Origin of the sequence: Kitasatospora sp. NPDC047058 (assembly GCF_040643935.1) — a bacterium.
Taxonomy (GTDB): Bacteria; Actinomycetota; Actinomycetes; order Streptomycetales; family Streptomycetaceae; genus Kitasatospora.
Map to the genome: position 1 here is coordinate 1 of NZ_JBEYVJ010000123.1, position 20,412 is coordinate 20,412.

Here is a 20,412-nt window from a genome sequence, read left to right on the forward strand (position 1 = left end):
GCGGCCGCGGCCGGGCAGCGTCTCGGCGAGCAGGCGGACCAGCGAGCCGAGCCGCCCGCGCTCGGGGAACACCGCCGGGAGGCCGAGTTCGGCGAACGGCCGCGCGCACAGCGTGCCGACACAGACCGGCAGGACGTCGGCGCGCAGCGCGTCCAGCAGCGGTTCGCGCAGCCCCTCGGCGGTGGCGGTCTCGATGAAGGCGGTGACCGCCGGGGCGCTGGTGAAGGTGAGGGCGTGGACCTGGCGCCGGACGGTCTGCTCGACCAGCCGCCGCACCGGCGCCGGGTCGTCCGGCGCCTCCCAGCGGTAGACCGGGACGGAGATCACCTCGGCGCCGCGCTCGCGCAGCGCCGCCGCGAAGGAGTCCAGCCGAATGCCGTGCTCCTGGACGGCGATCCGGCGGCCGGCCAGCGGGCGGGCGAGCAGCCAGGTGAGCAGTTCGTCGGTGGCCTCCGAGCCGGGGGAGAAGCGTTCGCCGAGGCCGCTGGCGCGCACCGCGCCGGTGGCCTTGGGGCCGCGGCTGAGCACCACCGCCTCCCGGCAGGCGTCGGCGAGGGCGGCACCCCGGCCCCAGCCCTCGGCGGCGCTCATCCAGCCGCGCCAGCCGACGCCGGTGGTGGCGACGACGTAGTCCAGCGGCGCGGCCAGACAGCGTTCGGTGGCCTGGCGCAGCGCCAGGTCGTCGGCGAGCGGGGTGATCCGCAGCACGGGGGCCTCGACCACCTGGGCACCGCGCCGGGCGAGCAGGGCGACCAGCTCGTCGCGGCGGCGCGCGGCGGTGACGCCGATGGTGAATCCGGTGAGCGGTCCCGGTTGTGCACTGGGACGCGGGGCGGCAGTTGTGGGGGAGGGTGCCATGGCCGCAAGCGTGCGACGGCCGCGTTACGCCCGGATTGCCCGCCCGTCACCTGCGGGTTAGCGAAACCTGCCGCCCTGTTACGGCTGATGTCCTGCGGCGCACCCCGCTCCCGCGGCGGCGTGAGCGACGCGTACCCGGCCCGCAACACGGGGGACCCGGTGGCGAAACGATCTCCGGCGAGATTCTTCGGCATGACGACGACCACCGACACCCACTGCCCGTACTGCTCGCTGCAGTGCGGCATGCGGCTGCGCACCGGGGCCGGGCCGGAAGCGGCCGGTGCGGAGGGCGTGCCCGCCGAGGTGCTGGAGCGGCCCGACTTCCCGGTGAACCGGGGTGCGCTCTGCGGCAAGGGGCGGTCGGCGCCGGCCCTGCTGGCGCGGGACCTGCGGCTGACCGGTCCGCTGCTGCGCGACCGGCCGGGCGGGTCGCTGCGGTCGGCGGGCTGGGCGGAGGCGCTGGACCGGGTGGCCGAGGGCCTGGCCGGGGTCCGCGAGCGGCACGGCGCGGATGCGGTCGGCGTGTTCGGCGGCGGCGGGCTGACCAACGAGAAGGCCTACCAGCTGGGCAAGTTCGCCCGGGTGGTGCTGCGCACCGCCAACATCGACTACAACGGCCGGTTCTGCATGTCCTCGGCCGCCGCCGCGCACCGCAGGGCGTTCGGCCTGGACCGCGGGCTGCCGTTCCCGCTCGCGGACATCCCGCACACCGGCTGCCTGATCCTGGTCGGCGGCAACCCGGCCGAGACGATGCCGCCCGCGCTCCGCTACTTCCGCGAACTCCGGGAGAACGGCGGCACGTTGATCGTCGTCGACCCGCGCCGCACCCGGACCGCGGCCGAGGCCGACCTGCACCTGCAGCCCCGGCCCGGCGGGGACCTCGCGCTGGCGCTCGGCCTGCTCCACCTGGTGATCGCCGACGGCCGGGTGGACGAGGAGTTCGTCGCCGCCCGCACCACCGGCTTCGACCGGGCCCGGGCCGCCGCGATGGCGCACTGGCCGGACCGGGTGGAGCGGATCACCGGCGTGCCCGTCGCGCAACTGCGCGCCGCGGCCGAGCTGTTCGGCCGCGCGGAGACCGGCATGGTGCTGACCGCGCGCGGCCCGGAGCAGCAGAGCAAGGGGACGGACACCGTCGGCGCCTGGATCGACCTCTGTCTGGCCACCGGCAAGGCCGGCCGCCCCTACTCGGGCTACGGTTGCCTGACCGGCCAGGGCAACGGCCAGGGCGGGCGTGAACACGGCCAGAAGGCGGACCAGCTCCCCGGCTACCGCTCGATCGAGGACCCGGCGGCCCGGGCGCACGTGGCCGGCGTCTGGGGCGTCGACCCGGACACGCTGCCCGGCGCGGGCCGCTCGGCGTACGAGCTGCTGGACGGGCTCGGGCGGCCCGGCGGCGCGAAGGCGCTGCTGCTGATGGGGTCCAACCCGGTGGTGTCCGCGCCGAACGCCGCCCACGTCACGGCCCGGCTGCGCGGGCTGGACCTGCTGGTCGTCGCCGACCTGGTGCTCTCCGAGACCGCGCGGCTGGCCGACGTCGTCCTCCCGGTCACCCAGTGGGCCGAGGAGGACGGCACCACCACCAACCTGGAGGGCCGGGTGATCCTGCGCCGCAAGGCGCTGGACCCGCCCGAGGGCGTGCGCAGCGAGCTCTGGGTGCTGCGCGAGCTCGCCGCCCGGCTGGGGGTCGAGAAGGGCTTCCCGGCCGAGGCCGAGCCGGTCTTCGACGAGCTGGGGCGCGCCTCGGCCGGCGGGGACGCCGACTACGCGGGCATCAGCTACCGGCGGATCGCGGCGCAGGACGGCGTGTTCTGGCCCTGCCCGGACGACGACCACCCCGGCACGCCGCGGCTCTTCCTGGACCGCTTCGCCACACCCGACGGCCGGGCCCGGTTCGCCGCCGTCACCCACCGCCCGGCGGGCGAGGAGCCGGACCGCGACTACCCGCTGTACCTGACCACCGGCCGGGTGCTCGCCCAGTACCAGAGCGGCGCGCAGACCCGGCGGGTGGCGGAGCTCAACGCCGCCGCGCCCGGGCCGTTCGTCGAGCTGCACCCGCGGCTGGCCGCCCGGCTGGCCGTCGCGGAGGGCGACCTGGTCGCGGTGACCAGCCGGCGCGGCCGCGCGGTGGCACCGGCCCGGGTCACCGACACCATCCGCCCGGACACCGTGTTCATGCCCTTCCACTGGCCGGGCGCCGGACGGGCCAACACCCTGACCAACCCCGCGCTCGACCCGGTGTCCCGGATGCCGGAGTTCAAGCTCTGCGCCGTCCGCGTCGAGCGCGCCGAGGCCCCGGCGGAGGTGGCGTGATGACGACCGCACAGGACCACAGGACCGCGCACGACGGCACGGCCACGGACGACCACACGGCCGCGCACGACGGCAGGACCCCGCACGACGGCCCGAGCGCGCGGGAGCGCAGGATCGCGGTGGTCGGCGGCGGGATGGCCGCGGCCCGGTTCGCCGAGCGCTACGCCGCGCTGGGCGGCACCGGCCGGGTCACCGTCTACGGCGCCGAGGCCCGCGCCCCCTACAACCGGGTGCTGCTCGCGGACGTGCTGACCGGCCGCTACGACGCCGAGGCGATCGCGCTGCCGCTGGGCGGCGCCGAACCGCGGCCCGGCTGCGAGGTGGTGGTGCTCGACGTCGCGGCCCGCACCCTGGGCCTCGCCGACGGCAGCGTGGAACCGTGGGACGACCTGGTGCTCGCCACCGGCTCGAACCCGGTGCTGCCGCCCATCCGGGGCCTGCGCCGCGCCGACGGCGGCGGCCTCACCGAGGGCGTCCACACCCTGCGCACCCTGGACGACTGCGGCCGGCTGGCCGAGGACGCCGTCGGGGCCCGCCGGGCCGTGGTGATCGGCGGCGGGGTGCTCGGGGTGAGCGCCGCCCGGGCGCTGGCCGCGCTCGGCGTGCCGACCGAGATCGTCCACCAGGGACCGTACCTGATTGAGCGTCAGCTCGACGCCCAGGCGGGGGAGGTGCTGCGCCGGAGGCTGCTGGACGCCGGCGTCGAGACCTACCCGGGCAACCGGGCCCGCGCCCTGCGCGGCGAAGAACGCGTCACCGGCGTCGAGTTGGCCAACGGCTACCTGCTCGACTGCGACCTGGTGGTGCTCGCCTGCGGCACCCGGCCGCGCACGGCGCTCGCCCACGCCGCCGGACTGCCGGTCGCCACCGGGATCCTGGTGGACGACGCACTCGCCACCGCCGCCCCCGGGGTGTACGCGATCGGCGACTGCGCCGAGCACCGGAGCACCGTCCACGGCCTGGCGCTGCCGGCCTGGGACCAGGCCGACGTGCTGGCGCTTCGCCTGTCCGGCGCCGACCCGGACGCCCGCTACACCGGTTCCCGGCCCCCGGCCCGGCTCAGCACCGGCGGCCTGGAGTACGCGGCCTTCGGCGCCGTCGACGAGACCCTCGATCCGGACCTGGACGTGCTGCGGCTCGCCGACGCGACCCGCGGCAGCTACAAGAAGCTCGTCCTGCGCGGCGACCGCCTGGTCGGCGCGATCCTGCTCGGCGACCTGGCCGGCGTCGACGCCCTGGCCGAGGCCTGGCAGCGCGACGACCCGCTCACCGGCCACCCCCTGCACCTGCTCACCCCCTGAGCCCCCGGCTCACCCCCAACTCCCCACCCCCGCACGACCCGAGGAGCATCGCGATGACAACCCACACGCCCGACCGACCACAGGACCTCGTCCTCGTCGGCCACGGCATGGTCGGCCAGCGCTTCCTGGAGGCCTTCGCCGAGCAGCCCGGCGCCGGGAACTGGCGGGTCACCGTGCTGGCCGAGGAGCCCCGCCCCGCGTACGACCGCGTCCACCTGAGCTCGCTGTTCGACGGGAAGACCGCCGAGGACCTCTCGCTCTGCCCGCCCGGCTTCCTCGCCGAGCACGGCATCGACCTGCGCCTCGGCGACCCGGTCACCGCCGTGGACCGCGCCGCCCGCACCGTCACCACCCGCAGCGGGCAGCGGTTCCGGTACGACGCCCTGGTGCTGGCCACCGGCTCGGTGCCGTTCGTGCCGCCCGTCCCCGGCAAGGACGCGGCCGGCTGCCACGTCTACCGCACCATCGAGGACCTCGACGCGATCCGCGCCGACGCCGAACGCTCCGGGACCGGTGTGGTGGTCGGCGGCGGCCTGCTCGGCCTGGAGGCCGCCGGCGCCCTGAAGGCGATGGGCTTGGCCACCCACGTGGTCGAGTTCGCGCCCCGGCTGATGGCCGTCCAGGTCGACGACGGTGGCGGCGAGCTGCTCCGCCGCAAGATCGAGGACCTCGGCGTCACCGTCCACACCAGCGCCGGCGCCAGCGGCGTCGAGACCGCCGAGGACGGCCGGGTCCGCGCGCTGGCCCTCTCCGACGGCCGCGAACTCGCCGCCGACCTGGTGGTGTTCTCGGCCGGCGTCCGCCCCCGCGACCAGCTGGCCCGCGACTGCGACCTGCCGGTCGGCCCGCGCGGCGGCATCGTGGTCGACGAGCACTGCCGCACCGCCGACCCCGCCGTGCTGGCCGTCGGCGAGTGCGCGCAGACCGTGGACGGCCGGGTCTACGGCCTGGTGGCGCCCGGCTACCAGATGGCCGAGACGGCCGCCCGCACCCTGGCCGGCACCCCCGGCACCGGCTTCACCGGCGCCGACACCTCCACCAAGCTCAAGCTGCTCGGCGTCGACGTGGCCAGCTTCGGCGACCCGCACGGCACCGCCGAGGGCTCCCTCGACGTGCTGTACAGCGACAGCCGGCTCGGCGTCTACCGCAAGCTGGTGATCGGCGCCGACGGCGCACTGCTCGGCGGCGTCCTGGTCGGCGACACCGAGGCCTACGGCACCCTGCGGCCGCTCTCGATGGCCGGCAAGCCGCTCACCACCCCGCCCGAGCAGCTCGTGCTCCCGGCCGGCTTCGCCGCCGCCGGACCGGTCGCACTGCCCGACGACGCGGTGCTCTGCTCCTGCCACAACGTCACCCAGGGCGCCGTCCGGGCCGCCGTCCACGAGGAGGGCTGCGAGTCCGTCGCGGCCGTCAAGAAGTGCACCCGGGCCGGCACCGGCTGCGGCAGCTGCATCAAGCAGCTCACCACCGTCGTCAACGAGGAGCTCGCCGCCACCGGCGTCGAAACCCGGACCGGCCTGTGCGAGCACTTCCGGCAGACCCGCGCCGAGCTGTACGAGATCGTCCGGGTCACCGGCATCGCCGGCTTCTCCGAACTCCTCGACCGGCACGGCAGCGGCGAGGGCTGCGAGGTCTGCAAGCCCACCGTCGCCTCCATCCTGGCCAGCCTCGGCGGCGGCCACATCCTGGACGGCGAACAGGCCGCGCTGCAGGACTCCAACGACCACTTCCTGGCCAACCTCCAGCGCAACGGCTCCTACTCGGTCGTGCCGCGCGTCCCCGGCGGCGAGATCACCCCCGAGGGCCTGATCACCATCGGCGAGATCGCCCGCGACTACGGCCTCTACACCAAGATCACCGGCGGCCAGCGGATCGACCTCTTCGGCGCCAGCGTCGACCAGCTCCCCGGCATCTGGCACCGCCTGGTCGAGGCCGGCTTCGAGTCCGGGCACGCCTACGGCAAGGCGCTGCGCACCGTGAAGTCCTGCGTCGGCGAGACCTGGTGCCGCTACGGCGTGCAGGACTCCGTCGGCCTCGCGATCGAACTCGAACTCCGCTACCGCGGGCTGCGCTCCCCGCACAAGCTCAAGTCCGCGGTCTCCGGCTGCGCCCGCGAGTGCGCCGAGGCGCAGAGCAAGGACTTCGGCATCATCGCCACCTCGGCCGGCTGGAACCTCTACGTCGGCGGCAACGGCGGCATGACGCCCCGGCACGCCGACCTGCTGGCGGCCGACCTGGACCGCGAGACGCTGATCCGCACCATCGACCGCTACCTGATGTTCTACATCCGCACCGCCGACCGCCTGGAGCGCACCTCGGTCTGGCTGGAGCGGCTCGAGGGCGGCCTCGACCACCTGCGTGCGGTGGTCCTGGACGACTCGCTCGGCATCGCCGACGAGCTGGACCAGCTGATGGCCCGGCACATCGACGGCTACCAGGACGAATGGGCCGCCACCCTGGCCGACCCCGACCGGCTGCGCCGCTTCGCGTCCTTCGTCAACGCCCCCGGTACCCCGGACCCGGCCGTCACCTTCGTCCCCGAACGCGGCCAGATCCGCCCCGCCCGCCCCGACGAGGACGGACGGATCCTCATCACCCCCGCCCCGGTCATGGTGGCCGGGCCCCGACTGGAGGTGCTCACCCCATGACCGTGGAGATCCACGACGGCGCCCGCTGGCAGCCCGTCTGCACCCTCGACGACCTGCAGCCCGGACGCGGCGTGGCCGTGCTGCTCGACGACACCCAGGTGGCCGTCTTCCGCGACCGCACCGGCTCCCTGCACGCCGTCGACAACCGCGACCCGTTCAGCGGCGCCCAGGTCCTCTCCCGCGGCCTGATCGGCAGCCGCGGCGACCGGCCCACCCTGGCCTCGCCGATGTACAAGCAGGTCTTCGACCTCACCGACGGCCGCTGCCTGGACGAGGACACCGCCCCCGACGGCAGCCCCGCCGTCCTGCGGCTCTGGCCGGTCCGCGACACCGGGACGGAGGACGCGGCATGACCACCGCCGTCGACGCCCGCTCCGCCGGCGGCAGAGCCGGCACCGCCCCGCTCACCCACTGGGACCCGGAGGACACCGACTTCTGGGAGCGGACCGGCGCCCGGATCGCCCGCCGCAACCTGGTCTACTCCGTCCTCTCCGAGCACATCGGCTTCTCGGTCTGGAGCCTCTGGTCCGTCCTGGTGCTCTTCCTCGGGCCCGAGTACCACATCGACACCGCCGGCAAGTTCACCCTCACCGCGCTGCCCACCGCGCTCGGCGCCCTGCTCCGCCTGCCGTACACCTTCGCCGTCGCCCGGTTCGGCGGCCGGAACTGGACGGTGATCAGCGCCCTGCTGCTGCTGGTCCCCACCACCCTGGCGGCCCTGGTGCTCACCCCCGGCGTCTCCTACGGCACCCTGCTCGCGGTGGCCTGCGTGGCCGGCGTCGGCGGCGGCAACTTCGCCTCCTCGATGGCCAACATCAACGCCTTCTACCCGCACCGCCTCAAGGGCTGGGCCCTCGGCATCAACGCCGGCGGCGGCAACCTCGGCGTCCCGGCCGTCCAGCTGCTCGGCCTGCTCGTCCTGGCCACCGCGGGCGCCACCCACCCCCGGCTGCTCCCGCTGCTCTACCTGCCGCTGATCGTGCTCGCCGCGCTCGGCGCGTGGACCCGGATGGACAACCTGGCCGCCCCGCCGCGCGGCGAGGGCCGGGCGCTGCGCGAGGTCGCCCGCGACCCGTACGGCTGGGCGGTCGCCACCCTGTACATCGGCACCTTCGGCTCCTTCATCGGCTTCGGCTTCGCCTTCGGCCAGGTCCTCCAGGTGCAGTTCCACGACCGCTTCGACACCCCGGTGAAGGCGGCCGCGCTGACCTTCCTCGGCCCGCTGCTCGGCTCGCTGCTGCGCCCGGTCGGCGGCCGGCTGGCCGACCGCTTCGGCGGCGCCCGGGTCACCCTGGCCACCTTCGTGGCGATGGGCGCCGGAACGGCCGTCGTCCTGGCGGCCTCCCACGCGCACTCGCTGCCGCTCTTCCTGGCCGGCTTCATCGCGCTGTTCGTGCTCAGCGGCATCGGCAACGGCTCGACCTACAAGATGATCCCGGCCCACTACCAGGCCCGCGCCCGGGCGGCCGTCGCGAAGGGCGCCGACCCCGGGACGGCCGAGGCGGACTCCCGCCGCCGCTCGGCCGCGCTGATCGGACTGGCCGGCGCGGTGGGCGCGTTCGGCGGCGTCCTGGTCAACCTGGCCTTCCGGCAGTCCTTCCTGGCCAGCCACAACGGCGACAACGCCTACCTGGCCTTCCTCGCCGCGTACGTCCTCTGCTCGGTCCTGACCTGGGTGGTCTGGCTCCGCCCGCGCGCGGCGCGCTGACCCCCGCGGACGGCCGGCCCCGGGAGCACCCGCCGGGGCCGGCCGTCGTCGTGCCCGGGCGCCCGTCAGGACGGCGTACGGATCCGGCCCCCGCACGTCAGAGCTCCGTCAACGAACGGTGCTACCGCGCACCGCCCGGCTTTGCTGGAAGCGACCACGCGGACGGCACAAGCCGGAAGGACGGGCAGGGCCATGGCGGACAACGGCGCCGGAACCGACACCGAAGCGCTCGACGGGCGCGGCGGACACCACCACGACGGTCGGCCACGGATCGTGGTCGGCGTCAGCGGCTCGCTCGGCAGCCTCGCCGCCCTGCACCACGCCGTCGCCGAGGCCCGCCGGACCGGCGCCGAGGTGCTCGCGGTGCACTGCTGGACCCCGCCCGGCGGCGAGTTCGGCTACCGCCGTTCCCCGTGCCCGCCGCTGCTCGCCGTCTGCCGCGACACGGCCGCCGCCCGGCTGCGCCAGGCCCTCGACGAGGCCTTCGGCGGCGGCCGCCCGGGGGTACGGCTGCGCTGCCAGACCGTCCGCGGCGAGACCGGCGAGGCACTGGTCCGCTCCGCCGACCGCCCCGGCGACCTGCTCGTCCTCGGCGCCGGCGGCCGCGGCCCGCTCGCCCGCGTGCTGCGCCCGTCCGTCACCGCCTACTGCGTCCGGCGCGCGACCTGCCCGGTGCTGGCCGTCCCCAGGCCGCCGCTGCAGCGCGAACTCGAGGCGCTCCGACGCGGCCGCCGGCACGCCCTGCTGCACCCGCTCGCACCCGCTCGCGGCCGGGCGGTGACGCCGTGACCGCCGTCGGCCGTACCCTCCCGGACCGCGACGACCGGCACACCGCCGCCTGACCCGGTGCCGCCGTCGCGTCCGTCGAGGGTCGCGTCCGTCAGGGAGTGCCGGTGCGGTAGCCCCGCGGCCGGGTGGCGCGGACCTCCGTGTAGGCGAAGGAGATCCGGTGGCCGGGCCCGGCGAACACGGCCGAGCGCTCCGTCAGGGTCACGGTGCTGGTGGACTGGTGGCTCCAGCCGTCGACCTCGGCCTCGGTGACGCCGGTGAATCGCAGGAAGAACTCCAGCGCGTTGTGGCCGTTCCCGGCCCACTCCGCCGCCGCGCCGGCCGGGGCCGTTAAGGCCTCGAAGGCGGCCGTGAACGAGCAGTCGCGCTCGTCGAAGTGGGCGACGAACAGGTTGAACGCGGTCAGCGGCGGAACGGGCACGCCGAGCACGTCCCGCACCGGCTGCGGGTCGGCCAGCAGGGCGGTCCAGTCGGCGCCGGGGCCGGGGCCGGCGCCGGGGGTGGGCGTGGGGGCCGGGATGGGGTCGGTGTCGGGGATGGAGGAGAAGTCAGGGGTGGAGGAGGGGTCGATGTCGGAGGCGGGACACGGGGCGAGATTCGGGGCTGTCATTGAACGGCTTCCGGGTTGTGGGGGAAGGGTGGTGTGGTGCAGCCGGTCCACCCGGCTCACGACCGGCGGCGGGACGTGTACGGTCGCCGTCGCCGGAGCGGCAGGCGCTCACGTGGCTCAGCTGCAGGGAGTCGGCGGCGGTGAAGTCGAGTGCGAACCCTGCTCCGCGAACGGAGGCCTTCAGCCGCCCGCGGTCGAGCGGATCGTGCACCGCGTCGACCGGTTGCCCGGTCGGAAGGCCCCGCATCCGCAGGTTACCCTCCGTCAGGAGGAACCGCACCTGTGGTTCAACCAGTTCACAGCCCGCCTCGGCCCGCTCGGCCGGTGGGATGTCCGCGAAGCGCGGCAGGTCGAAGCGCAGTCGCGGCGCCGGCCCGGGCCGGCCGAGGTGGACCGACCGCAGTGGCGCGCCTTCCCGTGGTGACACCGAGGTGTGACAGCCAGTCAGCATGTGGGGGTTGACCAGCAGCTCGTACCGGGTCGGGTTGGCGGCGATGGCGGTGACTCCTCCGGCCGATGGGTGGAGTGGCCGGCCGGGGCCCTGGGCGGTGGCCGGTGTCCTCCGGCCCAGGGTCTCACGGACCGTGGTCAGCCGAGGGGGCGGGCCGGCGCTCCGGCGGCCTCCGCGAGGAGGCGGGCCGTGGCCCGGCCGGCGTCCACCGCGTGACCGGCCCGGGCGGGTCGGCAGCGGTTGAACGCCGGGTCGTACTCGGTGAGGACGGTGCCGGCGTGATCGGTGTCCGGCTCCAGCAGCCGCTCGGCCGGCTTCAGCAGTGCGGCGTCCAACTCCCGCGTGCGCTCGGCCGGCACCAGCTCGTCGCGGGTGCCGTGCACCAGCCAGAGCGGGACGGGGGAGACCCGGCCGGTGAGCAGGGGCAGCGGCGCCTCGCCGGTGGTGAGCGCGGGGTTGACGTAGCTGGACGAGATGCCGACGGCCGCCGTCGGGCGGTCCCCGGCCGGGGTGTCCGGGTGGGTGGCCAGAGCGACGGCCTCGCGGCCGCCCATCGACCAGCCGGCCAGCACGAAGCGGTCCGGGTCGCCGCCGTAAGCGGCCGCGTGCCGCCGGGCGTGCGCGAAGGAGGCGAGCAGGTGGGCCCGGCCGCCGTCCTCCGCGTCCGACCGCCAGTCGGGCACGAGCACCAGCAGGCCCAGCCCGGCCGCCTCCCGGGCCAGCGGGTGCAGGACGTCCCGTTCGTCGGGGCCGCGCCCGTGCCAGAGCAGGACGACGGGCCACGGCCCGGGCCGGCCGGCGGGCCGGTGGACGTCCATCGGCCGGCCCGCGGCGTACTCGACGACCTCGGGTTGGGGGTGCACGGTCATGTGGTGTTCTCCTCCTGGCAGGACGGGGTTTCCGGCCTGCTATTGTTCTACCTGTCGCGAGAGAGATGATCTCTTGTCAGGCGTCAGTGGTGCTACCGGAGCACGTCCTACTTTCAGTAGGGAGAGTCCGTTCAACCCGGGCCTGGCGCTCTACAGTCGGACGAGGTCCGGTGCCGTTCCAGGCGCCGGACCTCGTCCGCGTTTCGACCTCTCCGTGCGCTGCAGGCCTGGCCGGCCCGGTCGACGACCGGGCCGCCCCGTGCCGTCAGGGCCGGACGAACGCGTAGGCCTCCCCGGCGAGTTGGGCCCACGGCAGGGCCGACCCGGGGTCGAGGGCGAACCACTCCTTCATCGGCCGCCCCTTCCCGCCGTCGTACCGCTCGCCCTCGCCGGAGGCCACCAGCTCGTCCACCCGCGTCCGGGGCAGCTTCACCACCAGCCGGCCGTCCGAGAGCATCGCGAAGATCCGGCCGTCCACCTTCAGGGCGTCCGCCCCGAACCGCCGGGCACCCTGCGCCGCGGGAGTCGCGACACCGTCCAGCCCCGCCAACTCCTCGGCCAGCAACTCGAACCGGGACTCCGTCCGCCCGGACATCTCAGGCCGCCTCCGCCGTCTCCGTCGTCGCGGCGGCGATCAGGGTGAACACCGCGCCGCCGTCGTCCCGCACCACCGCCACCCGCCCGAACGGTGTCGGCTCCGGCCCGTCCAGCACGCTCCCGCCGAGCTCGACCGCCAGCTCCACCGTCCGGTCGGTGTCCGCCGCGCCGAAGTACACCGCCCAGAGCGCTGCCGGGCCCGCCGGGTCCACCCCCGGGTTGCCGCCGATCCCGCCGGCCGGCTGCCCACCGGCCCGGAACACCGTGTAGTCGCCCGCCGGGCGGCCGTAGTCGTACCCGAAGGCCTGCCGGTAGAACGTCCGGGCGCCGTCCGGATCGGGCGACAGCTGCTCGTTCCAGGTGAACGTGCCCGGCTCGTTGACCAGGCCCGCGCCCGGGTTCAGCCGGGCCTGCCAGAGACCGACGACGGCACCCGCCGGGTCCACCGCGAGCGCGCCGCGCCCCAGTCCGGCCACCTCCTCCGGCTCGCGGACGATCCGCCCGCCCGCCTGCCGGACCGCGTGCGCCGACCGGTCGGCGTCCTCCACCGCGAGGTACGTCAGCCAGGCCGGGTCCTCGCCGCCGGGGCCCGGGGCGATGCCCGCCACCTGGGCGCCGCGCAGCGTCGCCACCGTGTAGCCGGGCTGCCCGGCCAGGTCGACGAACTCCCAGCCGAACAGCCCGCCGTAGAACCGCCGGGCGCGCCGCCGGTCCGGGCCGGCCGCCAGCTCGACCCAGCACGGCACGCCCTCCCGGTACCTGCCCGCCTTCGGCATGGCGTCCTCCTCGCTGCTCCCGGCCAGCCTCCGCCGCCGCCCGGACCGCGGCAACCGGACGGCGGCGCACACACCGGACGCCCGTCGTTCACGCGACTCCCCGCGGCCGGAACTGGATGCTGATCCGCGGCCCCACCGGCCGGGCCGTCTTCGGCACCGCGTGCTCCCAGGTCCGCTGGCACGACCCGCCCATGACCAGTAGGTCCCCGTGCCCGAGCAGGTGCCGCACCACCGGGCCGCCCCCGCCCCGCGGCCGCAGCTGCAACGCCCTCGGCTCGCCCACCGAGACGATCGCCACCATGGTGTCCTCGCGCGCCCCGCGCCCGATCCGGTCCCCGTGCCAGGCCACGCTGTCGCGCCCGTCCCGGTAGTAGCAGAGCCCCAGGGTGCGGAACGGCTCGCCCAGTTCCGCCGCGTAGTGCGCACTCAGCACCGCCCGTGCGGCCCCGAGCACCGGGTGCGGCGGCGGGTCGCCCTCCCCGTACGAGGCGAGCAGCCGGGGCACCTCGACCATCCGCTCGTACATCTCCCGCTGCTCCGCCCGCCACGGCACCTGTGCCACCAGGTGTTCGAACAGTTCGTCCGCCCCCGTCAGCCACCCGGGCAGCACGTCCACCCAGGCTCCCGCCCCGAGCTGCTGCCGCCGCAGCCCGCCGAGCGGCCCGAGCGCGGTCCCGCGCGGATCGGCGTCGTCGAACAACGAGGGCTGGAGGTGTACGGCGGTGCGCATGGGTCCAGCGTACGCCTCAAATCGAACGCCAGCTCGAATTGGGGCGCGTGCACCGGGTTCGTCAAGTCGGTGGACAAAGGCCGGCCGGTCGGCAGACTGGTCGGCATGGCGATCAGGAGAGAACCGAAGGAAGACCTGCGGATCTACCTGCAGGATGCGCGCGACGCCCTGCTCTGGAAGCTCGAAGGGCTCTCCGAGTACGACGTGCGGCGCCCGCTGACACCGACCGGCACCAACCTGCTGGGCCTGGTCAAGCACCTGACCGGCGCCGAGGCCGTCTACTTCGGCGAGACCTACGGGCGCCCCTTCACCGGTCCGGCGCTCTGGATCACCGGCGACGCCGAGCCCAATGCCGACCTCTGGGTGACCCCCGAGGAGACCCGCGAGCAGATCGTCGGCGGGTACCGGAGGGTCTGGGCCCACGCGGACGAGACGATCGCCGCGCTGCCGCTCGACGCCACCGGCCGGGTCCCCTGGGGCGACCGCAGCGAGGTGACGCTGCACGGCTCCCTCGTCCACATGATCGCCGAGACCCAGCGCCACGCCGGCCACGCCGACATCGTCCGCGAACTCGTCGACGGCACCACCGGCCAGCGCCCCGGCGGCGACAACACCGCCCCGGGCGGCCCGGCCTGGTGGAAGGCCCACCACGACCGGGTCGAACAGGCCGCCAAGCAGGCCGCCGCCCGCGAGGCCTAGAGCCGGTGGGTGACGGTGGTGGAAAAGGGTGGCCGCGGGCGGCCGGACGCTGGTAGACAATGTGACATGCTACAAGGCGCCCTGATCACCCTCCGAGCCCGGCACGAGAGCGACGTCCCCGTCCTCCAGGCCGAGCTGTACGACGACGTCGCCACCCGCTCGCGGGCCGACTCCCGCCCCTGGCGGCCGCTCCCGCCCGGCTCGCCGCGTTCCCCGTACGCGCCGGCCGACCCCGTGGACGAGGCCGCACCCTTCTCCGTCGTCGAGACGGCGTCCGGCGAACTGGCCGGCGAGGCCCTGCTCTGGGGCATCGACCCCCACAACCGGGCGGCCCACCTGGGCGTCGCGCTGCGCCCCGGCCACCGGGGCCGCGGGCTCGCCGCCGACGTGCTGGACGTGCTCTGCCGCTACGGCTTCGTGGTGCTCGGCCTGCAGCGCCTCCAGCTCGAGACCCTCGCCGACAACGCCCCGATGATCCGGGCGGCGACCGGCGCCGGCTTCACCCTGGAGGGCCGCCTGCGCCGATCCGCCTGGGCCTGCGGCGAGTTCGCCGACCAGGTGGTGCTCGGCCTGCTCGCCGACGAGTGGCGCCGGTAGGGCCGGCGAGCCCGGCGGTCGGTCACCGACCAGGCCCGCAGCCGGTCACCGCCCGGTGGCGGCGAACCCGCGGAACCAGGCGAGGATCGCCGGGTACGAGGCGAGGGCCGAGCCGTTGTGGTCGGCGTCCGCGGTCTCCACGACCGGGGCGTCGACCCCGTGCGCGGCCAGCGCGCGCCGGCAGGACTCGGTGTTGGCGACGGCCACGTCACGGTCGAGGCCGCCCGAGTAGAGGCGGACGGGGGCGCGGGGCGTCCAGTCGGTGCAGACCGAATCGGCGGTGCGCAGGATGCGGGCCAGGGTGCCGGCCGGGTGCTTGAGGCGGTCGATGAACCGGGGTGTCAGCAGCTCCTCCGGGGTGCCGGGCAGCGCGGCCACGATCTGCTCGTCGGTGTGGCCGCCGTCGAAGAGGGCCTCCACGGTGTCCGCGTACGGGGCCCGGAACGCCTCGGCGGGCGAGTCGTAGAGGTGGTGCAGCCGGTTCCACGCCGTGACCGCGTAAGCGAGGTAGAAGACGGCGGTCGGCGGCGCGAGCCGCCCGTCGAAGGCGGCGGGGAGTTCCGCGCCGCGCAGGTCGTACGGGCCGCTCACCGGCGCGAGCGCGGCCAGCCGGGCACCGGGCAGCGCACCGGCCTGGAGGGCCCGGCCGAGGCCGAGCGCCGCCGGGCCGCCCTGGGAGAACCCGGTGGCCATGACCCTGCCGTCCAGCGCGACGCCGTTGCGGGCCGCGAAGGTGCGGGCGGCCGCCAGCAGGTCGACGGCGGCGGTGGTCTCGGACTCGACGTCCAGGTACGGGTGCGGTCCGGTGCCGACGCCGAGGCCCAGATAGTCGGGGGCGACGGCGGCGAAGCCCGCACCGGCGAACATCACCGTCACCGCGCGGTCGGGGCCGTCGCTGACCGAGGCGGCGTAGCCCCGGTAGGGGAGGGTGCCGTGGGTGTACTCCACGGTGGTCAGCCCGCGCGGGTGGCGTCCGGCGGCATTGCGGGGCAGGGCCACCACGCCGCTGGCGACGGTCGGTCGGCCGGTCGCGTCGACGGTCCGGTAGGTGAGGCGGTGGACCTCGACGCCGTCCTGCGCGGCGGGCGCGGTGGTGAACCCCACCCCCTGGACGTACGCCGTCGCCTGCCCGGCGTCGAGGTCGGCCACCCGGGTGGCGGAGACCAGGGCGCCGCGCTGCGGCTTCCCGTCGTGGCCCGACCCGGCGGCCACCGCGGGCGCGGCCGTGGCCGCCGCAACGGCGAGGCAGAGCACGGAGGCGGCGGCCACCCGGGCGGCCCGGCGGGAGGTCTTGCGGGGCTCCTTGAGCGGCGCCATGCGGGACGCCTCGGGGGACGTGGCGCGGGTGGTCGTGCTGACGGGCATCGCCGGATTCGCTTTCGTCGGAGTAGTGCTGACGTGGCATCACTCTTCCGTGCGGCGCCCGCCGCGCCCATGGGGCTGCTCCCCGGGCGGGAGGTGGGGGTACCCCTACCGCCGGGCCACCGGCTGCCGCCGGGCTACGGCAGTTCGCGGCGGACGAGGGAGCGGGCGAACGGCTCGCCGGTGCGCCGGGCGAAGGCCATCCGCTCGCGGACCTCGCCGAGGGTGCGGGGGCGGTAGCCGGCGCCGCCGTCGCCGCTGCCCCGCTTGTGGAAGCGGACACCGGCGTTCACCAGCACGGAGAGGGTCCGCCAGCCGGCGGTGTCACGCCGCCGCGGCGCGGCGAATGCGGAGCCCAGCTGGATCAGCGCCCGGGCGCAGCGCGGGCAGTGTCGCTCGCGGGTCCGGTCGAGCGGGTCGTACGCCTGCTTGTAGGAGGCCCGGCAGGGCAGGCAGACGTAGGAGGTCTTGGTCACCCCGTCAGCCTGGGCCCTGTCCGGCAAGATCCGCCGGACAGGGCCCTAGGCCCGCTTGATCCCGCCCTCGCTCCGATGGCCTTGGCGGGGTAGGGGCGGGGGCAGTTGGCGGGGTCGGGGGCTCAGTCGGGCAGGAGCCCCGCCAGGTGGTCCGGGGACAGGGCCGGGTTTGCCGCCGCGGCCTCGACGGTCTGCCGGTCCTCGTCAGCGAGCAGGGCGATCACGGTTGCGGGCGGAAGGGCGGGGTGTGCGGCGGCGAGGCGCCGGGCCCTGGGGTCGGCCAGACAGGGCAGCAGGGCGGCGGGCGTCGCGTTCGGGTGGCGGGCGATGGCGCGCAGGGCCCGGCCGGCAGGGGGCTGCCGGGTGGCGAGCCGTTCGAGCAGGGCGGCCGGGGCGTCGGGATTGGCGGCAAGGCCGGCGGCGACCGCGGTGCCGAAGCGGTCGAGGAGCGCCTGCAGCAGGCGTGCGGACAGACCGGGGTGCGGTGCGATCGACTTGGCGACGGCGGCGTCGCGGTCGGCGGCCAGTGCGTCGCGGACGGCGTCGGGCAGGTCGCGACGCTGGGCGAGGAACATGCGCAGCCCGGGCACGGGCGACACGGCGAGCTGTTCGACCTCGGCCGCCGTGGCGGCGGCGATCCGGGGCAGCAGGGTCGGCCCGGTCCGGGTGACCGGAGCGATCCGGGCCAGGACGCCCAGCGGGATCCGCGGGTTGTGCGCGAGGCGGCGGCGGACGTCGTACGTGTCGTCGTCGGCGAGCGTCCGGAACAGCGGCTCCGCGAGGGCGGCGTTCTCGGCGAGGTTGCCGCGCACCCACGGGACGGGGTCCACGGCGAACCGCTCCTGTACGTCGGCCGGCAGGTCGGCCCGCTCGGCGAGGGCCTGGCGGTGCGGCGCCGACGGGTCGTCGGCGTACCGGGCGGCGGCCGCGGCGGGCGTGGCCGGGTTGCCCAGGGCCTGCAGCCGGATGTCGGCGAGGTCGTCGAGCAGCGCGGCCAGCGGCTCCGGCGGCGTGGCCTCGTTGCCCGCGACGGACCGGCGGACCTCGGCGTCCGGGTGGTGGGCGAGCCGGGCGAGCAGGGCGGGCGAGGCCGTCCAGAGCGCCAGCTCCGCGACGACCTCGGGCTCCCGGTCCGCGGCGAGCACCTCCTCCACGGCGGGCGGCAGTCCGCGGCACTCGGCCAGTGCGACCCGTCGGGCGGCGTCCGGATCGTCCGCGAACAGCGCCGGCCAGGACGGGTCCCCGCGGCCCTCGTACAGCAGCGCGAGGGCGGGCTCCGGCTGCCGCACGGGGTCCACGTCCCCGGCGCGCAGCAGGCCGCCGTGCGCGAGCCGCAGGGCGGCCTGCGGGCAGCGTGCGGCGAGGGCGCGCACCTGGCCGCGGCTCAGGTCCGGCCGGCCGGCCAGGTGCCGGGCCAGTTCGGGGTCGGCCCCGGCGGCGAGCCGGTCGAGCAGGTCCGCGGGCAGGGCCGGGTGCAGGGCGAAGCCGTACCGGAGATGGCTGTTCACGAGGACATCACACGGCCATCCTGGCGGACTCCGGCCCGGCCGGTCCGCCGGTTTTCTCCGCCGGGGCGGTTCCCTCAGGTCCGATTTCTGAGCAGGCGTGATGTCCTGCTACTGTTCATCCCGTCGAGAGGAAATGATCTCTCGGACATGCGTCAGTGGTGCTACCGGAGCACGTCCTACTTTCAGTAGGGAGAGTCCGTTCAACCCGGGCCTGGCGCTCCACCCCGAAGGGGCCGTTCCGTTACGGAACGGCCCCTTCGTCGTTTCGCGGCCGCTCGGTGCGGGCCCGGTGCCGGCTGTTCCCGAGCCGGGCGGCGGGCGTCCGGCCGGACGTGCCCCCGTTCTCACCCCCGGTCCCCTGCGGTGCGCGCACCGCGGCGCTGCTCTGTCCGGGCTCCGGCGGCGTGGCCGGGTCGTCGTGGCCGGGAGGATCGGCCGTCGGACGGGGTGTCTGCTCAGGGTGGCCGCTTTATCGCAGAGCGTGGCCGAAAGCGTCAGGCGTGGCCGACAACCGGCCAAGGTCCGCTGCCAGGTCGGCGGGTGGGCCGGACGCCGGTGCGGTGGTCGAGGGGGCTCCGGCCAGTGCGTTCGGCCGGCGGGCCGAGGCTGACGGTGCGTCATAGCTTGGCCGAAAATGGCGGCTATAGATGTGAATATGCCATTGGAATGTTCGTCATATGGAATCCGCCAGTAGCCTTCCGTGTCGAACCCGCCACTCGTTGTGGTGGTCCGGCCGGTGCCAGTCGAGTGCGCCCGGCTGTCCGAAACCCCTCCGAAGGAGCCTGCGTGCCGGGTATCGACGAATGCCTGACCGGGGCGATGGCGATCGCCGGCGCCCGCGCGGCCAGCCTCATCGACTGGAGCAGCGGACTCGCCCTCGGTAGCGCCGGCATCAGTCCTACCGGCGACCACGAGGCATCCGCCGCGGAGACGACCGACGTGGTTCGGGCGGCCGTTGAGAGCGAGACCTTCACCGTGTCGGAGGACCGGCGGGCACCGTTGCAGGACATCATCGTCACCGCGGGCCGCAGTTACCACCTGATCTGCTTTATTGACACCGTCTTCGACAGTCCGCTCGTCCTGCACCTCTGGCTGGACCGGGCGGAGGGCAACCTCGCCGGGGCCCGCTACCGCCTCCAGACCCTCGCCGAGGAGCTGGTGCTCGGATGAAGGACAAGTGGACGCAACGTTCCGGTGACGTCGCCACCGGCGAGGTCGCGTTTCGGCCAGCGGGCCGGCCGACGGACAGGGGAGCAAGGCCGGGAGCGGGGTGCGGCTCCGGCCGGACGCCGGGGTGGCGCGCCGGGACCGCGACCGGCCACGGGCGGTCGGTGTGAACACCGCCGAGGTCCTCGCGACCACACCGACCACCGAGCCGCGTTCCGCGGGCAGCGCCGAGGCCTTCGTCATCCTCGAACAGCTGGCCGCCGAGCGTGCGACCGGCGCTCTGCGGGCCTCCGGCGGAGCGGTCTACCTCGCCGACGGCCTGGTGGTGCACGCCGACTCCGAACGGGCGCCCGGCCTGGCCGCGCTGCTCACCGGCTGCGGCCGGATCGCCCCGGAGACCTGGCGCGAGACCGTCCGCGCCTTCGGTCCGCACGGCCGGGTCGGTGGCGCCATGGTCGAACAACGCCAGGTCACCCTGGGCGAGTTGGAGATCTGCCAGCTCGGTGTCCTGTACGACGCCGCGTACTTCGTGCTCGACCCCGCCGGCCGGTCGGCCGGGCCGTGGACCTTCGAACCGGGCGTCCGGCACTGGCTCGGCCCGGTGGTGGCGGTGAGCGCCCGACGGCTGCGCCGCGAGGTGGAACGCCGCGGCCGGCTGCTCGAACGGATCTGGCCGTGGCCGCAGCTCGACACCGCGCCCGTCCGCGTGCTCGGCGCCCAGGGGCCGGGCACGGGTCCGGTGGCTCGCGCCGGCCGGCCGGGGCCGCAGCCCAGCCGGCGCCAGCGCGAACTGCTCGTCCACGCGGACGGCCGAAGAACCCCGGCGGAGCTGGCCCGGATGCTCGGCCGTTCGGCGTTCGCGACCACGGCCGACGTCCGCCGACTCGCCGCGGCCGGACTGCTCGTCACCCCGGGGCGGAGCACCCCGCGGCACGCCGTCGCCCCGGCGTCGG

Annotated in this window: 20 protein-coding genes; 11 read left to right on the forward strand and 9 right to left on the reverse strand. The window is 75.7% G+C overall.

All coding sequences use genetic code 11. The features are described from left to right. Positions 1-858, reverse strand: an 858-nt coding sequence (locus ABZ885_RS19760) for a uroporphyrinogen-III synthase (protein ID WP_360189897.1), incomplete at its 3' end; no start/stop codon positions are given. Positions 859-1,050: 192 nt separating this feature from the next. Here ABZ885_RS19760 and ABZ885_RS19765 point away from each other — a divergent pair. The 6 genes from ABZ885_RS19765 (at position 1,051) to ABZ885_RS19790 (ending at position 9,617) form a co-directional block, all read left to right on the forward strand. Next, positions 1,051-3,171: a molybdopterin oxidoreductase family protein gene (locus ABZ885_RS19765; protein WP_360189900.1), complete on the forward strand. Its 2,121-nt coding sequence runs from the start codon at positions 1,051-1,053 to the stop codon at positions 3,169-3,171. Continuing rightward, the gene (locus ABZ885_RS19770; protein WP_360189903.1) at positions 3,171-4,472 is read left to right on the forward strand and encodes an FAD-dependent oxidoreductase; all 1,302 of its coding nucleotides are present in this window, start codon (positions 3,171-3,173) and stop codon (positions 4,470-4,472) included. The genes ABZ885_RS19765 and ABZ885_RS19770 overlap by 1 nt, the downstream gene beginning before the upstream one ends. 53 nt (positions 4,473-4,525) lie before the next feature. Next, the gene (nirB, locus tag ABZ885_RS19775) at positions 4,526-7,120 is read left to right on the forward strand and encodes a nitrite reductase large subunit NirB (RefSeq protein ID WP_360189906.1); all 2,595 of its coding nucleotides are present in this window, start codon (positions 4,526-4,528) and stop codon (positions 7,118-7,120) included. Continuing rightward, positions 7,117-7,473, forward strand: a complete 357-nt coding sequence (nirD, locus tag ABZ885_RS19780; protein ID WP_360189909.1) for a nitrite reductase small subunit NirD — start codon at positions 7,117-7,119, stop codon at positions 7,471-7,473. The genes nirB and nirD overlap by 4 nt, the downstream gene beginning before the upstream one ends. Then, complete coding sequence (locus ABZ885_RS19785; protein ID WP_360189912.1) at positions 7,470-8,828, forward strand: nitrate/nitrite transporter; 1,359 nt, start codon at positions 7,470-7,472, stop codon at positions 8,826-8,828. The genes nirD and ABZ885_RS19785 overlap by 4 nt, the downstream gene beginning before the upstream one ends. Positions 8,829-9,020: 192 nt before the next feature. Further along, positions 9,021-9,617 carry a universal stress protein gene (locus ABZ885_RS19790; protein WP_360189915.1) on the forward strand — a complete coding sequence of 199 codons (597 nt, stop codon included), beginning with the start codon at positions 9,021-9,023 and terminating at the stop codon, positions 9,615-9,617. Positions 9,618-9,708: 91 nt separating this feature from the next. On the opposite strand, the gene ABZ885_RS19795 is transcribed toward ABZ885_RS19790, so the two are convergent. After that, complete coding sequence (locus tag ABZ885_RS19795; protein ID WP_360189918.1) at positions 9,709-10,227, reverse strand: hypothetical protein; 519 nt, start codon at positions 10,225-10,227, stop codon at positions 9,709-9,711. Positions 10,228-10,339: 112 nt separating this feature from the next. Here ABZ885_RS19795 and ABZ885_RS19800 point away from each other — a divergent pair, with 112 nt between their 5' ends. After that, on the forward strand, positions 10,340-10,651 hold the full coding sequence (locus tag ABZ885_RS19800) for a hypothetical protein (RefSeq protein ID WP_360189921.1): 312 nt from the start codon (positions 10,340-10,342) through the stop codon (positions 10,649-10,651). 164 nt (positions 10,652-10,815) lie between these two features. Here ABZ885_RS19800 and ABZ885_RS19805 read toward each other — a convergent pair whose 3' ends face one another. The 4 genes from ABZ885_RS19805 to ABZ885_RS19820 all read right to left on the reverse strand — a co-directional run bounded on the left by ABZ885_RS19805 (position 10,816) and on the right by ABZ885_RS19820 (position 13,650). After that, a complete protein-coding gene (locus tag ABZ885_RS19805; protein WP_360189924.1) occupies positions 10,816-11,547 on the reverse strand; it encodes an alpha/beta hydrolase in 732 nt (243 codons plus the stop codon). 265 nt (positions 11,548-11,812) lie between these two features. After that, complete coding sequence (locus ABZ885_RS19810) at positions 11,813-12,142, reverse strand: hypothetical protein (RefSeq protein WP_360189927.1); 330 nt, start codon at positions 12,140-12,142, stop codon at positions 11,813-11,815. Between the two features lies 1 nt (position 12,143). After that, complete coding sequence (locus ABZ885_RS19815; protein WP_360189930.1) at positions 12,144-12,920, reverse strand: VOC family protein; 777 nt, start codon at positions 12,918-12,920, stop codon at positions 12,144-12,146. Positions 12,921-13,008: 88 nt separating this feature from the next. Continuing rightward, positions 13,009-13,650 (reverse strand): alpha-ketoglutarate-dependent dioxygenase AlkB, encoded by a 642-nt coding sequence (locus ABZ885_RS19820; protein WP_360189933.1) that lies wholly within the window; start codon positions 13,648-13,650, stop codon positions 13,009-13,011. A gap of 105 nt (positions 13,651-13,755) precedes the next feature. Between ABZ885_RS19820 and ABZ885_RS19825 the strand changes: the two genes are divergently transcribed. Continuing rightward, entirely contained in the window at positions 13,756-14,349 is a 594-nt protein-coding gene (locus ABZ885_RS19825) for a DinB family protein (RefSeq protein ID WP_360189936.1), read from the forward strand. A gap of 66 nt (positions 14,350-14,415) precedes the next feature. Then, a complete protein-coding gene (locus ABZ885_RS19830) occupies positions 14,416-14,946 on the forward strand; it encodes a GNAT family protein (protein WP_360189939.1) in 531 nt (176 codons plus the stop codon). A gap of 45 nt (positions 14,947-14,991) precedes the next feature. Here the strand turns inward: ABZ885_RS19830 and ABZ885_RS19835 are convergent, their stop codons facing one another. The 3 genes from ABZ885_RS19835 to ABZ885_RS19845 all read right to left on the reverse strand — a co-directional run bounded on the left by ABZ885_RS19835 (position 14,992) and on the right by ABZ885_RS19845 (position 18,292). After that, a complete protein-coding gene (locus ABZ885_RS19835; RefSeq protein ID WP_360189942.1) occupies positions 14,992-16,311 on the reverse strand; it encodes a hypothetical protein in 1,320 nt (439 codons plus the stop codon). A 134-nt stretch (positions 16,312-16,445) separates the two neighbouring features. Continuing rightward, positions 16,446-16,784: a deoxyxylulose-5-phosphate synthase gene (locus ABZ885_RS19840; RefSeq protein WP_360189945.1), complete on the reverse strand. Its 339-nt coding sequence runs from the start codon at positions 16,782-16,784 to the stop codon at positions 16,446-16,448. A 122-nt stretch (positions 16,785-16,906) separates the two neighbouring features. Continuing rightward, the gene (locus tag ABZ885_RS19845) at positions 16,907-18,292 is read right to left on the reverse strand and encodes a hypothetical protein (protein WP_360189948.1); all 1,386 of its coding nucleotides are present in this window, start codon (positions 18,290-18,292) and stop codon (positions 16,907-16,909) included. 786 nt (positions 18,293-19,078) lie between these two features. Between ABZ885_RS19845 and ABZ885_RS19850 the strand changes: the two genes are divergently transcribed. Next, complete coding sequence (locus ABZ885_RS19850) at positions 19,079-19,462, forward strand: hypothetical protein (RefSeq protein WP_360189951.1); 384 nt, start codon at positions 19,079-19,081, stop codon at positions 19,460-19,462. A gap of 163 nt (positions 19,463-19,625) precedes the next feature. Next, positions 19,626-20,412 (forward strand): hypothetical protein (locus tag ABZ885_RS19855; protein WP_360189954.1); only part of this gene is annotated, 787 nt, incomplete at its 3' end.

Bases quoted from the DNA above. Each gene is read 5' to 3' on its own strand.
- ABZ885_RS19765 (WP_360189900.1), top strand. From the start codon at position 1,051: ATGACGACGACCACCGACACCCACTGCCCGTACTGCTCGCTGCAGTGC.
- ABZ885_RS19770 (WP_360189903.1), top strand. From the start codon at position 3,171: ATGACGACCGCACAGGACCACAGGACCGCGCACGACGGCACGGCCACG.
- nirB (WP_360189906.1), top strand. From the start codon at position 4,526: ATGACAACCCACACGCCCGACCGACCACAGGACCTCGTCCTCGTCGGC.
- nirD (WP_360189909.1), top strand. From the start codon at position 7,117: ATGACCGTGGAGATCCACGACGGCGCCCGCTGGCAGCCCGTCTGCACC.
- ABZ885_RS19785 (WP_360189912.1), top strand. From the start codon at position 7,470: ATGACCACCGCCGTCGACGCCCGCTCCGCCGGCGGCAGAGCCGGCACC.
- ABZ885_RS19790 (WP_360189915.1), top strand. From the start codon at position 9,021: ATGGCGGACAACGGCGCCGGAACCGACACCGAAGCGCTCGACGGGCGC.
- ABZ885_RS19795 (WP_360189918.1), bottom strand. From the start codon at position 10,227: ATGACAGCCCCGAATCTCGCCCCGTGTCCCGCCTCCGACATCGACCCC.
- ABZ885_RS19805 (WP_360189924.1), bottom strand. From the start codon at position 11,547: ATGACCGTGCACCCCCAACCCGAGGTCGTCGAGTACGCCGCGGGCCGG.
- ABZ885_RS19810 (WP_360189927.1), bottom strand. From the start codon at position 12,142: ATGTCCGGGCGGACGGAGTCCCGGTTCGAGTTGCTGGCCGAGGAGTTG.
- ABZ885_RS19815 (WP_360189930.1), bottom strand. From the start codon at position 12,920: ATGCCGAAGGCGGGCAGGTACCGGGAGGGCGTGCCGTGCTGGGTCGAG.
- ABZ885_RS19820 (WP_360189933.1), bottom strand. From the start codon at position 13,650: ATGCGCACCGCCGTACACCTCCAGCCCTCGTTGTTCGACGACGCCGAT.
- ABZ885_RS19825 (WP_360189936.1), top strand. From the start codon at position 13,756: ATGGCGATCAGGAGAGAACCGAAGGAAGACCTGCGGATCTACCTGCAG.
- ABZ885_RS19830 (WP_360189939.1), top strand. From the start codon at position 14,416: ATGCTACAAGGCGCCCTGATCACCCTCCGAGCCCGGCACGAGAGCGAC.
- ABZ885_RS19835 (WP_360189942.1), bottom strand. From the start codon at position 16,311: ATGCCCGTCAGCACGACCACCCGCGCCACGTCCCCCGAGGCGTCCCGC.